Here is a 14,825-nt window from a genome sequence, read left to right as displayed (position 1 = left end):
ATGGGAAAGGCTATGGGAAGGATGGTTCATATTACAAACCATCCTTGAAGGTTACTTGCTTGCACAGTCTCTTGAGCTATAGATGTGATCAAGAGACAGCCGTTCGTGCGGGGTTTTTTTATCCCAGTTTTTTGAGACATCAAGAACGAAAACATCGGTTGAACCTTTCAGCTCTAATGGCATTGAGGCCTCAATATTCTCTTTAAGTTCTTGCGCATTTTTTATGGCCGACAAAAATTATGACCTTAGCGTTATTCCAAAACAATCTTCTTGTATAAATAATGACCATTGCTTGTCGGATAATGATATAGCTTCTTTTGATTATTATTAGCTATTCTCCTTTATGGCAGTAAGCGACTTCAGAATGACCAATACTTTTAAGAAAAGAAAAAAACTAAAGAAAATATTTTATAAGTATGTCTGGATATGTAACCAGCAACTGACTCAATCCGTATTGAGAGTAAAACTCTTTTTCAGATGATAAAAAAGAGCCAGAAGCTAAATACAGAGTTATTCAAAAATCCATACATTTCAATTACGGGATGTGCCTATGTTTATTTAGGAGAAATATATCTGTTAGCACAAACGGTTCAATCATTGAAGATTCTATTTTATTTGGTCAATTTGGATGGTCAGAATATGAACCTGATATGACATTCAATGGTCATTTAATTTCATCAGCTTTAAGAGAATTATTACTTGAGAAGTGTTCTGTTTCTAAAATATTGCCATCTGAACAGTGGTGGAAAGAAAAACGGAAAAAAACTCGCCTTTGCATCTTTTAGTTAGAGATTATCTCAATCATCCCTCTATCCAGTTTAATTCCAGAAGTATTTTTTCATCCTGCTTAGAGATGTTAGAAAAAATCAAGTCTAACATAAATGAAAAGGGGGAAATTGATATCTTACTTCCTGTTTTCTGTGTTATCAGCAATTGGCAGAAAAGACATGATATTACGTCTGTGACGATGGCAGAAGAGGTATCTTTGTTGCATCTCGCGAATATTTCAATATATCTTGAGAAAAATACAGGAGTCAGAATACGTTTCAATATTCTTTCAGATGCTACATTTTATGCTGGTATTTTTGGTGATCCCATGGATGCGGCAGAACAATATATAGAAGATCTGAAAGAATTCACGCATATAAGAAATATCAATGAAATAGTGAATATCCTCGACAGATCTGAAATAGTTTCATTATTTCAGAATGATTATAATCGTGCTTTATCAAAACATCTGAAAACTTTCATATTGGATCCCTCTTTCGGAATTAGTCATGAGGAAGCTATTCGTTTCAATGCCAGTGTCGGGAGCACGGTTAACATTTCCGATCTCTCTCTGACATATAGTCAAAAAAAAATCGATATTTTGTGATTCTATTTTCCCTGATCTGGCAATAAAGCATGAGATCATGAATAGAGTTCACACCGCCTTTATTCAGTACAGAGCTATGAAAGAAGCAATAGCGAGTATCCAATGGGAAAAGAGGCTATTTCCTAATGCAATCCGGGCGACTATTCATCATAAGACAATACCAGTAATTGGTATCAGGATATATCCTGGTTACAAGAACTATTCACCGCATCTTCCCTACCATGGTATTGCTGTTATTGAATGCAGGAATAATGTCTGGTAAATGAGTATTGAGCAAGAAATTCAACAGCATGGTAAGCGTTTAAGAATTATTAATAGTCGGGATGTCAGTGATTTTTATGTAGATGCCGATACTCTGGAATATATGGAGAATTTGTTAAAGAAATAGAACTTTAGCAGTCCTATAACTTGATAATCAACATTTAAGCACTTTAGTTAATACTGAGTAATATCTCAGCATTTATTATATTTGTGCATATCTTTTATCAAAGGGGAATAGATGCGTAACTTTATTTTAATTATTTTAGGGAATATTGCATTAGCATTTTTTAATTAGTATCGCTATGATCGGTATTAATTTTCTACGATATGCTGCTGCTGAGAGTGTCCCAAAGTACCGGGCAGCAACAGCAAGTTCTTTATTGCTGGCTTCTGGAATAATTGGGGTCATTATTGGCAGCGAGCTATATGGAAAAGGAGATAGCCTGGGGTTCGATCTTCCATTTATCGGTTGTTTTATGCCATTGATATTCCGGTCTTAAGCTGTGGCATACAACACGCTGAATATCATCTACTTCTAATTTCTAGGCAGAGCCTGCCAACAGTTGCAATGCAACATTTAATCGCACTGGTCCCAATTGATAATGAGGGGCTGGCAAAGATTGTTGATAAAGGGTGTTAGCTTGTCCACTAACACTACATAAGCGATATCCTGATTGGCGTAACGCATAGCGCATTGCCTCACCAACAGTAGGCTTCAATGAACTGGGCATCTTTAATTGAACCAATTGCTTCAATGGGTAGCGTTGCGCTATTTCTGGCGAGGTATCAACTAACAAATAACGGTCATAACGGACCATTTCTGGAGGTGATTGGTAAATATCAGGCAGTGCAGCAGATATATTATCTAAAGGAATATTCGAAGAGGTCATTGTAGCAGTTTGTTGCTTAACACAAGCTGTCAGTGCAAGCGGAATTAATAACATAAGAGATAGTTTTTTCATGATCCTTTATCCTGTTCCTATATAAAATTTATCTGCCTAACTTTGCTGAGGAACGAGATTAAATTCAACAAACAACTCTATCTTGAAAAATAAAAAAAATTATTATGAACAATGTACGATATACCTTTTCATAATAGTGAGAGTATCTGCATGTGATGATCCATTACCCCGTATGCCTCTCAAGAACTCAGGGGTAAGGAATACTTCTATCATTTTGAAAAATTATATAGGCACTAAGTCTTAACAATATACACCTTCATTATTAAGTTTTATTTTTTTGAAGATCCCCTATATTTAAATTAAATACCTACTTCAATAAAACAATAACAATTCTAATATTAAGAGTCAGAAGTTATTTCAATTTAATTATAAAAGCATGATATTAGTCTGCTGATTATTTTTATTATTTATAATTTATTTAAAATAAATTATTGTATGAAATACATATAACAACATGAGTGAATTTTATGAAAATTATGATTGAAGACGAGATTGAAATACTGGATGTCTGGGGAGAGGGTAGAATTATTGATTGCCTTTCCAGAAAGTACCCTTGTAAAGCGTGGGAAGAAGCCCTTCATGTTACGGGGTTTCCGAATGCAATTAATGTAAACCATAAAGATCAAAAAATTTCTAACGGCCCTGATGAAAAAAAAGATATTCCCAATCTCAGCCCCGTTGATAGCTATGACTATCCAAAATTCAACATACCAGACGACTCATGTAAATATATCACATTAATGGGATCACCATTAAATGATGAAACCATGAAAGAGATGATTAGAGTTTTCAATAAAAAACCTAGGCATGGTAATATTTTTTTTTATGGTCTAGATAATGATGTAACATCTAAATTTGAAAGGTTGTTAAATGAAATTGGTAATATCCCAATAAAATATGAGGTAATACACCATAAAACGGATCTTATATCAGGATTAATATCGCCATTCAATGAGATTAAATTATTAACGACTCATCACGTTGATATTTTTACCATTGATTACCGTATACCTAGCGGTGAACTTTAATTTACATCGCTTTTTCCAGATCCAATAATATACTTTGTACTATAATTCACAGTAAAAAGCCACGCGTTAACGTGGCTTTTCAGTTAACCATTGTCATTTAATAGACAACGTCAAGTGATCCCCAATGGCCTCCACGATTTTGCCAATCACATCAATTTTCATTGAATGCTTTAAATCAAAAATACGAGTGATTTTCTGTTTTTACTTACTGAGGCAAGCATTAACAATGATTACGTGTAACTGTTTCATGTAATGATCGCCATAACCGTTCTATTTTATTCAGCCAAGGAGTATAGAAGATTTCTCTGGTTTAAGTATCAAGACAACCAGCAAGGTGGTCATGCTCCCAATAATTAGATATTGTGATAAACTTCCCATTTTTTATTATGGGTGAGATATGGCTAAAGTTGATGTGGTTTGTCGTTACTGTCACAAATCAGAGGATGTTAAAGGGCATGGAAAAGGAAGTCGTGGTCATCCCCGTTATCACTGCTATGCTTGCCATAAAACCTTTCAACTGAATTACACCTATCAAGCCTGCCAACCCGGCATGAAAGAGCAGATTGTTGATATGGCAATGAATAACTCGGGTGTTAGAGATACCGCTCGTGTTCTGAAAATTGGCATTAACACCGTCATTCGCACATTAAAAAACTCACGCCAGAAAATGTAACCTCGCGGCCTCTGGTGGGAAGTGACATCCATATTATCTGTGAAATAGACGAGCAGTGGTCATTTGTCGGTCACAAGAAAAACCCACGCTGGCTCTGGTATGCTTGGGAGCCAACGATGAAGCGGATAGTGGCACATGTATTGGGTGATCGCAGCAGGAAGACGTTGAAAAAACTGCTGACACTTCTGTCTCCTTTCAACATCCAGTTCTACTGTACGGATAATTATGCCGTTTACAACTACCTTCCTGAGGGAAAACATCTCACTGGAAAGAAATTTACCCAACGTATTGAGAGAACTAATCTCACTCTCCGTATCCGGATAAAGAGGCTGAATCGAAAAACGATAGGCTATTCCAAATCTGAAGAAATACACGATAAAGTGATAGGAACGTTTATTGAGCGTGAATACTACTTCCTCTAAGCGATCTAACTATTGGAAGCATGACCTCCGAAAAGGTTTTCCCCTGATTGCCTTTAAGGGACAAAATATAATCGGCTTCACTCTCGCGTAATTGCTGAGCAATCGTGCGTTGGCAGCCCATCACATCAATCGTCACGAGATGTCCTTTCAATGAAAGCATCGATAATAATGCGGGGATGGCCTTAATTTCGTTTGATTTTCCGTCTACGGCACACTGACCTAAGCTGAGCCCTTTCTCAACCGAGAATGCACTCACCACATGTAGTGGGCTTTGTTCAATTTTCTTATCAAACGAATGGCGTAAACTTTTACCATCAATCGCAATGATCGCTCGCTTTTCTGAAGAGACGTCACGAGAAATCCACTGATAAAAATGACGTTCAAAGAGGCCGGGATTTAATAAACTAAAACAGCGCCGGAAAGTATCATGTGACGGAATACCGCCTTTGAGCGGAAGAAATGAACCCAGCCAATCCTTTTTTAGCTGGCCGTACTGTTCAATATCGGTCCAGGCGTTAGCCCCGGCAATGACAGCGCATACCGCGATCATCTGCACCCCTCTAAATCATCTGCACCCCTCTAAAAATGAAGGAATTATCCACTAAATATTTTCATGCGTAACCCCTGTGTCGATCCCCAATGAACGGGCGACATCGACAACCCGTTGATGGAGGACAATCTGTTGAACCGCTTCCAGCTTAAATTCAGTAGAATATTGGCGTTTGGTTGGCTTCAATTTCATCGTCACACCTCATGGTCATGTTAATGAGATTAGCAGGCTTTTGAGATGTCCGAGATCTTTATACCACTACAGTTTTCTATACACAAAAAAACCCGCTGTTTTGTCTCACAGCGGGCTATCCTTCAAACGCAATTTTTTAACTGGTGGCTGATTTTTTTCAAGAAGAACATCATCAAAGAATGCGGTTTTTCTCCAGTTGCGCATGGCGGACAGCTTCCCTTGCCATACGTTTTTTACGTGCATCACAAGGTTCAGGACAATCACAAACTTTTTCAACACCTATGCTTCCCAAGCCTCCACAACTTCCCTGAATACTTTTGCGCTTAAAGATATAGCCTAATGCCATCCCCACAAAAGCTAGCAGGAAAAAGATAAAGGCTGCGATAAAAACTTCCATAACCTTTTCCTCTTATTTTTTCTGTTGTAACCCGTTGTTTTTATCTTGTAACCTGTTGTTTTTATCTTGTAAATAGTGCTTAAAGGCCGGGCTATAACGTTCTTCAAAACCATCTTTAGTTTTGACTATCATAAAGACCGGAATGTTCAGTTTTTCAGCTAATTCCATTCCCTTAACTGGCCCTAACACATCTATACCCGTAGAAAAACCATCTGCGCTCATACAGGTCGGTGCAATAACCGTAATCGAAACCAGATTATGTCTGATAGGGTTACCTGTTTTAGGATCAATGGTGTGAGAATAACGCACACCATTCTGTTCAAAATAGTTGCGGTAATCACCCGATGTCGCAACAGCCATCTCACCGGGTTCAATAATTTCCTGAGCACTTTGCGTCATTCCACTATCGGATGGCTTTTCAATCGCAATTCGCCACGGCGTACCCTTACCGTTGTTACCTGATGTGCGAACTTCACCACCAATATCAACCATGTAATTCCTGATATTCTGGGAAGTCAGATATTCCGCGATCACATCAACGCCGTAGCCTTTAGCAATGGAGGAAAGATCAACATATAATTCGGGAATGGATTTAATCAGATTATTGCCTTCAACAGATAATTTATCGATCCCAATCCACGCACGGCGTGTTACCCATTCTTCATCTGTTGGCGCCTTAGTCGCTCGTCCTTCCGGCCCAAATCCCCACAAATTCACTAATGGCCCAACGGTCACATCTAAAGCACCATCCGTCAATTGATTAATACGGATAGCTTCCTTAACCACTTTTGCTGTAGCTGCGGATACCGGAAAAGGTTTATTCACTTCACGACTTTGATTAAAACGACTCAATTCAGAATTTGGCCGGTAAGTGGACATTTGATCGTTTACTTCTTCCAATAAACGATCAATCTCTTTTTGCAGTTCTTCCGGGGAAGATACTGACGAATCAGCGACATACTTGATGGAGTAATAAGTCCCCATCGTTTGCCCACTCAGGTTCTGTTGTTCTGGACCACCACATGCTGATAACAGCACGGCCATCAACATCAATACACCCCAGTTGATAATTTTTTTACTCAACATAACTTACTCTTTCTGAATCGTCAGCGCCCACTAAATGTGGGCGCTTATCGTTAAATCAAAGTGTTATATACCCGTCGCTTTCCAATCTTGAAATCCATCGGGTATAGATCATGATCTGATTCAGATCATCAGCCACCGAAATCATCCAGCATAATGTTTTCATCTTCTACGCCAAGATCTTTCAGCATCTTAATGACCGCAGCGTTCATGACCGGAGGCCCACACATGTAGAATTCACAATCTTCTGGTGCTGGATGGTCTTTCAAATAGTTTTCATACAACACATTGTGAATAAAACCTGTATAACCATCCCAGTTATCTTCCGGTAAGGCATCAGACAGCGCAACATGCCAGGTGAAGTTTTCATTTTCTGCCGCTAGCTGGTCGAAATCTTCGGTATAGAACATTTCACGCTTGGATCGGGCACCATACCAGAAAGAGATCTTACGCTTGGAATTCAAACGATTGAGCTGATCAAAAATGTGAGAACGCATTGGTGCCATACCTGCACCACCACCGATGAATACCATTTCAGCATCGGTATCCTTCGCGAAGAATTCACCAAATGGGCCGGAAATTGTCACCTTATCACCGGCTTTTAATGACCAGATGTAAGAAGACATGATACCTGGTGTGACATCAGGGTTTCTTGGCGGCGGTGTAGCAATACGCACGTTCAGCATAATGATGCCATGCTCTTCCGGGTAGTTTGCCATTGAGTATGCACGAACTGTCGGCTCATTGACTTCAGAAACATAGCGGAATAAATTAAATTTATCCCAATCTTCGCGGTATTCCTGCGGTACATCAAAATCAGCATAACGGGCAATATGTGGAGGACATTCAATCTGAATGTAACCACCCGCACGAAATGGTACAACTTCCCCCTCAGGAATTTTCAATTTTAATTCCTTGATGAAAGTCGCTTTGTTATCGTTGGAAATAACTTCACATTCCCACTTCTTAACGCCGAAAATCTCTTCCGGCAACTCAATTTTCAGGTCTTGCTTAACATTAACCTGACATGCCAGACGGCAGCCTTCTTTTGCTTCACGCTTGTTAATGTGAGACAGCTCAGTAGGCAGGATATCACCACCACCTTCTTTGATCTTTACACGGCACTGACCACAAGAGCCACCGCCACCACAAGCTGAAGAAACGAAAATGCCCTGATTGGCAAGCATACCCAACAACTTGTCACCAGCGGGAGCTGTGAAACTTTTCTCCTCATCGCCATTGACTTCAACTTTAATATCCCCGGTGTTCACTAACTTCGATTTTGCGAACAAAATCATTGCTGTCAGCGCCAACACAATCAGGGTAAACATTACTACGCCTAGAATGATTATATCCATGAATTCTTCTCTCCTTTAGAGCTGCACGCCGGAGAAGGACATAAAGCCCAATGCCATCAATCCGGTGGTAATAAAGGTGATCCCCAGTCCTTTCAAACCTGCCGGAACATCCGCATATTTCATTTTTTCACGAATAGCGGCCATCAGAACAATCGCCAGCATCCAGCCCATACCGGAACCGAAACCATATACAATGGATTCACCAAAGTTATAGTCACGCTGCGCCATGAAAGAAACACCACCAAAAATCGCACAGTTCACCGTAATCAACGGCAGGAAAATCCCCAGTGCGTTGTAAAGTGCAGGAACGTAACGATCAAGGATCATTTCCAGAATCTGCACCAGTGCAGCAATCACACCGATAAAGGTAATGAAGTTCAGGAAACTCAGATCAACCCCATCAATCAGGGCTCCATCACGGAGTACCAAATTGTAAACAAGGTTATTGGCAGGAACAGAAATTCCCAAAACAACCGTTACGGCAACGCCCAGACCAAAAGCAGTTTTGACGTTTTTAGATACCGCCAGAAAAGTACACATACCGAGAAAGAAGGATAACGCCATATTCTCGATAAAGACGGCACGGACAAATAAACTGATATAATGTTCCATGTTGTCTGTTACTCCTTATCAACCTGCTCAGGTTTCAGCGTCCGCAGACCCCAAATCAGCATACCAATGATGAAGAATGCACTTGGTGCCAACAGAAACAGACCATTAGGCTGATACCACCCCCCATTTTTAATGGATTCCATCACAGTAATACCCAACAGTTTTCCTGAGCCAAACAGCTCGCGCAAAAAACCTACCAGTAACAGAATGACACCATAGCCTAAACCGTTACCGATACCATCCGTGAAACTCTCTACTGGCGGAGATTTCATGGCATAGGCTTCTGCACGCCCCATTACGATACAGTTAGTGATGATAAGGCCAACAAACACAGATAACTGTTTCGAGATTTCATAGGCATATGCCCGCAAAATCTGGTCTACCACAATAACCAACGATGCAATAATCGCCATCTGTACAATGATTCGCACACTGCCTGGAATGTAATTGCGAATCAACGAAATGAAAAAGTTAGAAAATGCTGTTACCAGTGTCACAGCAAGTGTCATCACCAATGCAGTTTCCAGTTTGGTGGTTACAGCCAATGCTGAACATACACCCAAAACCTGTAATGCAATTGGGTTATTATCAAACAGCGGCCCAAGAAGGACGCGTTTTATCTCTTTACTATCAGCCATCTTTCAAGGCTCCCTCACGTACTTTTTTCAGGAACGGGCCAAAACCATTATCACCCAACCAGAAATCAAACATATGCTGAACACCGTTGGACGTCAGAGTCGCGCCAGACAAACCATCTACACCATAAGGATTATCACCCGCGCCACCCCGAACGATTCTGAGCGCCGGAGCACCTTCCAGGTTATAAAGTTTTTTGCCGACCCATTGCTTACGCCATTGTGGGTTGTCAACTTCACCACCCAATCCCGGTGTTTCGCCGTGAGAGTAGTAAGTAATACCGCGAGATGTTACGCCATCCACATCAATGGAAATAAAGGCATACATCATTGACCACAGACCTGAACCATATACCGGCAATACCAACTCAGTCGTTTTGCCATCTCCATCTTTAACCAGATAGATTTCTGCCCTATCAGCACGGCGACGAATTTTCGCCAGATCCTGTTCTGGAGATAAAGCTATGCTGGTTTCATCACTGCGCAGGGCATTATTCAGATCAAAATTACCAGCACTTTTTTCGAACGTTGCGGTCTTCAAATCAAGCAATTTTGGCTGGATACGGTTGTTATAAGTGGCTTTAATTTCTGCTGTTGTCATATCTGGTTTTAGCAAACCGGCAACATCCAGAATATTACGCTGTTTATCCAATAGTTTTTGTTCTTGTTGCTGTGCTTTCAAACCTACGGCTGAACCCGCAACGACAATTGAACATACAAGGCACAGCACAAAAACAACAAGAAACGTTCTGCCGATGCTGTCATTATTTTTTGGTTTATCATTAGCCACGGGCTTTTCTCCGCTTAATATTGGCCTGTACGACCAGATAATCGAACAGTGGCGCGAACAGGTTAGCGAACAGAATCGCCAACATCATCCCTTCTGGATAAGCAGGGTTTACAACACGGATCAGGATACACATCACCCCAATCAGGATACCGTATGCCCATTTTCCTTTATCCGTAAATGCAGCAGATACTGGATCTGTCGCCATAAAGATCATACCGAAAGCAAAACCGCCCAGAACCATGTGCCAATACCATGGCATGGCGAACATTGGGTTCGTATCTGAACCAATCGCATTAAACAGGTAGGACATTGCAATCATACCGATCATGACACCTGCAACAATGCGCCATGAAGCAATACGTGCAAACAGAATAATGGCACCACCGATGAAAATCATCAGGGTAGAAACTTCACCAATTGAGCCAGGGATATTACCAAGGAAAGCGTCCATCCAAGTTACAGGCTGGCCTGTGATGGTGTTCATCAAAGCATGCTGGCCCGCATTCGCCCATTGAGACAGTGGAGTTGCCCCGGAAAAACCATCAGCCGCAGTCCAGACCAAATCACCTGAAATTTGGGCAGGATAAGCAAAAAACAAGAAAGCACGCCCCGCCAGAGCCGGGTTAAGGAAGTTACGACCTGTACCACCAAAAATTTCTTTTGCAACTACGACACCAAAAGTAATCCCCAGTGCCGCCTGCCACAATGGCAATGTTGGCGGAACAATCAGTGCGAACAGAATAGAGCTGACAAAGAAACCTTCGTTGATTTCATGTTTGCGGATAATAGCAAATAAGATTTCCCAAAAGCCACCAACCACAAAAACAACAGCATAAATTGGCAGAAAATAGGTTGCCCCCAGTAACATCTTACTGCCCCACCCTGCATCAGGTGTCAGTGATGCACCAAGATACTGAGCCAATATATAATGCCAGTCAGAAGCCAGAACCTGCTGTAATGCCTCTCCATTGTATAGGTGGGTCAATGCAGGTATCGCCTGATTCCCTACATTATACATTCCCCAGAACATGGCCGGAAAAACAGACATCCATACCAGAATCATCATACGTTTAAGATCGATGGCATCGCGGACGTGGGCGGTTCCCTTTGTCACTGTTCCCGGAGTGTAAAAAACGGTGCTGACTGCCTCATAGAGAGGATAATACTTTTCCAGTTTGCCGCCGGCCTCAAAGTGGTGTTCTACTTTCTCAAATAAATTTTTCAGGCCCATGAATTACCCTTCCTGCTCAATCTTAGTCAGCACTTCACGCAGTACCGGACCATACTCATATTTACCCGGACAAACATAAGTACACAGTGCCAAATCTTCTTCATCCAACTCCAGACAACCCAATGCTTGAGCGCTGTCAGTGTCTCCCGCCAGCAAGTCACGAAGCAGATGAGTAGCCATAATGTCCAACGGCATCACCCGCTCATAGTTGCCAATCGGCACCATAGAGCGCTCTCCGCCATTTGTAGTGGTTGAAAAAGCAAAACGTTTCTTTTTCAGGAAGTGACCGATGGTAGTACGGGTAATGGAGAATTTATTAACTCCCGGTGCAATCCAGCCAAACAGTTCTTTTTCACGCCCTTCAGCCAGAACAGAGACCAAAGTGTGAAAACGTCCCAGATAATGATGTACTTCATCTGATTTCATACCACACAGTACAGAACCAGAAATGATGCGATTCTCACCTTCTTCTAGCTGACCTTGTGTCAACTCCAGCAAATCAGCGCCCAGACGGGAACGAACTAGACGTGGTGATTTAACCTGCGGGCCTGCCAGAGAGATTATGCGATCAATATACAGTTCACCGGTTGTGAATAACTTACCGATAGCGATAACATCCTGATATCCCAAGTGCCATACTGCTTTTTGGGCACTGACTGGTTCAATGAAATGAATATGCGTTCCAACCAGCCCTGCCGGATGTGGACCGACAAATTGGTTGTAAGTAATTTGAGAATTGTTCCCTGCATTTGGAATATTTCCAGCACCGTGGCAGACGTGGATTTTTCCTTCTGTCAGTTTTGACAGAATATTCAGACCATCAACAAAGGCCTCTTCCTGCGCCGCAATAACAACAGATGGATCAGCCGCCAGTGGCTGTGTATCTATTGCCGTGACAAAGATTGCCTTTGGTGTGGAACCGGGAACAGGTGAACGACTGAAAGGACGTGTACGCAATGCCGTCCACAGCCCTGATGCGAGCAGGTTTTTTTCTACCTGTTCACGAGTCAGACCAGTAAGTTCTGCACGATCATAACGATCAAATGTGATTTGCTCATCACCGCTAACTTCAATCACGACAGATTGCAGTACACGACGCTCTCCACGTCCAATGGTAACAACTTTCCCACTTGCGGGACTGGTAAAAACGACCCCTGGATTCTTTTTATCTTCAAAAAGAATTTGCCCTTTTTTAACATGCTCACCTTCCTTAACCAGCATAGAAGGACGCATTCCAACATATTCCTCGCCCAATAAGGCGACATGGCGAATCGTCGGACCATCTTCTATAACTTGGGCAGGCGCTCCTGCTATCGGGAGGTCGAGTCCTTTTTTAATTTTAATCATAAGATTTGCACAAGTTTATCAGTTAAATCATATGCTACAGATCATCCTGCGGAATTTCCCTGGGATAATGCAGCGACTTCAGTAATAAAAAACACGTTGAGCGGCATATGTCTCAAATTATTCATGCCGATAATCGTTACAATATTTTCTTAAGTTTCGCCGACAACGATTCTAACATTTCCCCCAAACGCTGTCTGACTAATCGAGTGATTTAGCTCAAGCAAATAAAAATAATTTCTCTGCTGAACCGTTAACTACTCGATAAAGCCGAGCCTAAGCCTCATTTTTCCCGACAAAGGAGCGCTTTTTACGCAATCGATTATTTTATGGGGACCAAATATTGCGGTTATATTTACTCAGCATATTGCCATGACCTGATAACCTTAGACTCAGTATTTCATTAATTTATTAACTTTTAGGTAGCGATGTTATGAAAGAAAAATTTATTTATTTCTCACTCATCTTACTTCTTACCAATATGCCAATTTTTACTCTGGCTAAAGGCGCATTATCAAGGAATAATTCATTAAGTGAACACTCACCATTAAGACAACTTGGCGCTGAGATCTTCATTCAAATATTCAAAGAAGAAAAAATTCTTGAACTCTATACCAAAAACAGCACCGGACATTATCAATTAACCCAACGATACCCTGTTTGTAATTACTCTGGTGGTCTTGGCCCCAAGATATTGACCGGTGATTTCAAAAGCCCGGAAGGTTTTTACCATGTCAACCTTAAACAGTTAAAGCCGGATAGCAGCTATTATCGGGCCATTAATTTGGGCTTTCCTAACGAATTTGATAAATACCAAGGTTATTCTGGTAAGAATTTAATGATCCATGGTGAATGTAAATCCATTGGCTGCTATGCCATGACTAATCGTTATATGGATGAGATATATCGATATGCGGAAAGTGCGCTCCATCATGGGCAACGTGAAATTAAGATTAATATTTACCCTTTCAGGATGACGCCATCAAATATGAGACGCCATCACAATAACGTTAATTACTCATTTTGGGAACAGTTACAACCTGCCTATGAATATTTTGTCAAAAGCGGCATACCCGCTACTGTCAATGTCATCAGAGGGCGCTATATTGTTAGCGTAACACCTCCACCTGTTCGGAAAAATCAATCAGAGTATGCGTTCACCAAGGTGAAATAAAGCATAGCTCCCCGGCTCAATTTTATTCCAGGCTTCATTATGCGTTAAAGGCTGAGTTGCGATCACTGATACCACATCATCAGGGTGGGTATGTTGCTGAAAATCAATTTCAATATCCTGATCGAGCAATGTCGCCTTACCGAAAGGTGACCGACGGGTAATCCAATGCAATTGTGTCGAACAATAGGCCATCATAAATTTCCCGTCAGATAACAGCATATTGAACACCCCTTTTTCCCTGAGTTCATCAGCCAATGAGGCAATAAAACGGAACACCGCAGACCAGTTAGCAGGCCGCTTAGGGTATCTGATTGATAATTGGTGCAATATCCAACAAAATGCCCGCTCACTGTCAGTTTCACCAACCGGACGATAATTCCCCGTTTTCAGGTGACGGTATCCTTTCAATTGACCATTATGAGCGTAAGTCCAGTGTCTGCCCCACAATTCACGTGTAAACGGATGGGTATTGACCAGAGATACATTGCCGCGGTTGGCCTGACGAATATGGGCAATAATGGCTTCTGATTTGATCGGATAACCCTGAATAAAGCGGGCAACAGGTGAATGATAACAGGGTTGGTGATCTTTGAAAGTCCGGTAACCCAATCCTTCATAGAACGTGATTCCCCAACCGTCCCTATGAGGGCCGGTATTCCCGCCACGTTGGATCAGTCCACTCAAACTGAAAACAATATCCGTTGGTACATTGGCATTCATGCCAAGTAATTCACACAT

Annotated in this window: 19 protein-coding genes; 7 read left to right on the top strand and 12 right to left on the bottom strand. The window is 41.4% G+C overall.

Annotated elements, in window-relative coordinates; all coding sequences use genetic code 11:
- Positions 1–742 precede the first annotated feature (742 nt).
- The 4 genes from Xind_RS20695 to Xind_RS20685 all read left to right on the top strand — a co-directional run bounded on the left by Xind_RS20695 (position 743) and on the right by Xind_RS20685 (position 2,136).
- A complete protein-coding gene (locus Xind_RS20695) occupies positions 743–1,375 on the top strand; it encodes a hypothetical protein (protein WP_222941844.1) in 633 nt (210 codons plus the stop codon).
- A 37-nt stretch (positions 1,376–1,412) separates the two neighbouring features.
- Positions 1,413–1,637 (top strand): hypothetical protein, encoded by a 225-nt coding sequence (locus Xind_RS20690; protein WP_222941843.1) that lies wholly within the window; start codon positions 1,413–1,415, stop codon positions 1,635–1,637.
- Positions 1,638–1,763, top strand: a complete 126-nt coding sequence (locus tag Xind_RS22800) for a hypothetical protein (protein WP_255347683.1) — start codon at positions 1,638–1,640, stop codon at positions 1,761–1,763.
- Between the two features lie 175 nt (positions 1,764–1,938).
- The gene (locus Xind_RS20685) at positions 1,939–2,136 is read left to right on the top strand and encodes a hypothetical protein (RefSeq protein WP_222941842.1); all 198 of its coding nucleotides are present in this window, start codon (positions 1,939–1,941) and stop codon (positions 2,134–2,136) included.
- 42 nt (positions 2,137–2,178) lie between these two features.
- Here Xind_RS20685 and pilL2 read toward each other — a convergent pair whose 3' ends face one another.
- A complete protein-coding gene (gene pilL2 / locus Xind_RS16910) occupies positions 2,179–2,598 on the bottom strand; it encodes a PFGI-1 class ICE element type IV pilus protein PilL2 (RefSeq protein ID WP_187650539.1) in 420 nt (139 codons plus the stop codon).
- Positions 2,599–3,065: 467 nt separating this feature from the next.
- On the opposite strand from pilL2, the gene Xind_RS16905 reads away from it, so the two are divergent.
- On the top strand, positions 3,066–3,626 hold the full coding sequence (locus Xind_RS16905) for a hypothetical protein (RefSeq protein ID WP_187650538.1): 561 nt from the start codon (positions 3,066–3,068) through the stop codon (positions 3,624–3,626).
- Positions 3,627–4,023: 397 nt separating this feature from the next.
- A protein-coding gene (locus Xind_RS16900; RefSeq protein WP_187650537.1) for an IS1 family transposase occupies positions 4,024–4,721 on the top strand; the annotation gives its coding sequence in 2 pieces (ribosomal slippage) (positions 4,024–4,273 and positions 4,273–4,721; 699 coding nt in all).
- Here Xind_RS16900 and Xind_RS16895 read toward each other — a convergent pair.
- The 10 genes from Xind_RS16895 to Xind_RS16850 all read right to left on the bottom strand — a co-directional run bounded on the left by Xind_RS16895 (position 4,693) and on the right by Xind_RS16850 (position 12,916).
- Complete coding sequence (locus Xind_RS16895; RefSeq protein ID WP_187650536.1) at positions 4,693–5,271, bottom strand: ISAs1 family transposase; 579 nt, start codon at positions 5,269–5,271, stop codon at positions 4,693–4,695. The two genes, Xind_RS16900 and Xind_RS16895, sit on opposite strands and share 29 nt — an antisense overlap.
- Positions 5,272–5,322: 51 nt before the next feature.
- Entirely contained in the window at positions 5,323–5,463 is a 141-nt protein-coding gene (locus Xind_RS16890) for a transposase (protein WP_187650535.1), read from the bottom strand.
- A gap of 172 nt (positions 5,464–5,635) precedes the next feature.
- Complete coding sequence (nqrM, locus tag Xind_RS16885; RefSeq protein WP_187650534.1) at positions 5,636–5,860, bottom strand: (Na+)-NQR maturation NqrM; 225 nt, start codon at positions 5,858–5,860, stop codon at positions 5,636–5,638.
- Positions 5,861–5,872: 12 nt separating this feature from the next.
- Entirely contained in the window at positions 5,873–6,946 is a 1,074-nt protein-coding gene (locus Xind_RS16880; RefSeq protein WP_052189765.1) for an FAD:protein FMN transferase, read from the bottom strand.
- 128 nt (positions 6,947–7,074) lie between these two features.
- The gene (nqrF, locus tag Xind_RS16875; RefSeq protein ID WP_187650533.1) at positions 7,075–8,301 is read right to left on the bottom strand and encodes an NADH:ubiquinone reductase (Na(+)-transporting) subunit F; all 1,227 of its coding nucleotides are present in this window, start codon (positions 8,299–8,301) and stop codon (positions 7,075–7,077) included.
- Positions 8,302–8,316: 15 nt separating this feature from the next.
- Positions 8,317–8,913, bottom strand: coding sequence for an NADH:ubiquinone reductase (Na(+)-transporting) subunit E (gene nqrE, locus Xind_RS16870; RefSeq protein WP_038263259.1), 597 nt, complete (start codon positions 8,911–8,913; stop codon positions 8,317–8,319).
- Between the two features lie 8 nt (positions 8,914–8,921).
- Positions 8,922–9,551, bottom strand: coding sequence for an NADH:ubiquinone reductase (Na(+)-transporting) subunit D (locus tag Xind_RS16865; RefSeq protein WP_187650532.1), 630 nt, complete (start codon positions 9,549–9,551; stop codon positions 8,922–8,924).
- Positions 9,544–10,338 (bottom strand): Na(+)-translocating NADH-quinone reductase subunit C, encoded by a 795-nt coding sequence (locus tag Xind_RS16860; RefSeq protein WP_187650531.1) that lies wholly within the window; start codon positions 10,336–10,338, stop codon positions 9,544–9,546. The genes Xind_RS16865 and Xind_RS16860 overlap by 8 nt, the downstream gene beginning before the upstream one ends.
- Positions 10,331–11,569 (bottom strand): NADH:ubiquinone reductase (Na(+)-transporting) subunit B, encoded by a 1,239-nt coding sequence (locus tag Xind_RS16855; protein ID WP_047685289.1) that lies wholly within the window; start codon positions 11,567–11,569, stop codon positions 10,331–10,333. Before Xind_RS16855 ends, Xind_RS16860 begins: the two co-directional genes overlap by 8 nt.
- 3 nt (positions 11,570–11,572) lie before the next feature.
- Positions 11,573–12,916, bottom strand: coding sequence for a Na(+)-translocating NADH-quinone reductase subunit A (locus Xind_RS16850; RefSeq protein ID WP_047685286.1), 1,344 nt, complete (start codon positions 12,914–12,916; stop codon positions 11,573–11,575).
- A 430-nt stretch (positions 12,917–13,346) separates the two neighbouring features.
- Here Xind_RS16850 and Xind_RS16845 point away from each other — a divergent pair, with 430 nt between their 5' ends.
- Positions 13,347–14,087, top strand: coding sequence for a L,D-transpeptidase family protein (locus Xind_RS16845; RefSeq protein WP_187650530.1), 741 nt, complete (start codon positions 13,347–13,349; stop codon positions 14,085–14,087).
- On the opposite strand, the gene Xind_RS16840 is transcribed toward Xind_RS16845, so the two are convergent.
- Positions 14,058–14,825: a class II glutamine amidotransferase gene (locus Xind_RS16840; RefSeq protein WP_047685280.1), complete on the bottom strand. Its 768-nt coding sequence runs from the start codon at positions 14,823–14,825 to the stop codon at positions 14,058–14,060. The two genes, Xind_RS16845 and Xind_RS16840, sit on opposite strands and share 30 nt — an antisense overlap.

Source organism: Xenorhabdus indica (genome assembly GCF_014467235.1).
GTDB classification, from domain to species: Bacteria; Pseudomonadota; Gammaproteobacteria; order Enterobacterales; family Enterobacteriaceae; genus Xenorhabdus; species Xenorhabdus indica.
The sequence above is the reverse complement of the archived record's forward strand: the minus strand, read 5'-3'. Positions and strand labels throughout refer to the sequence as shown.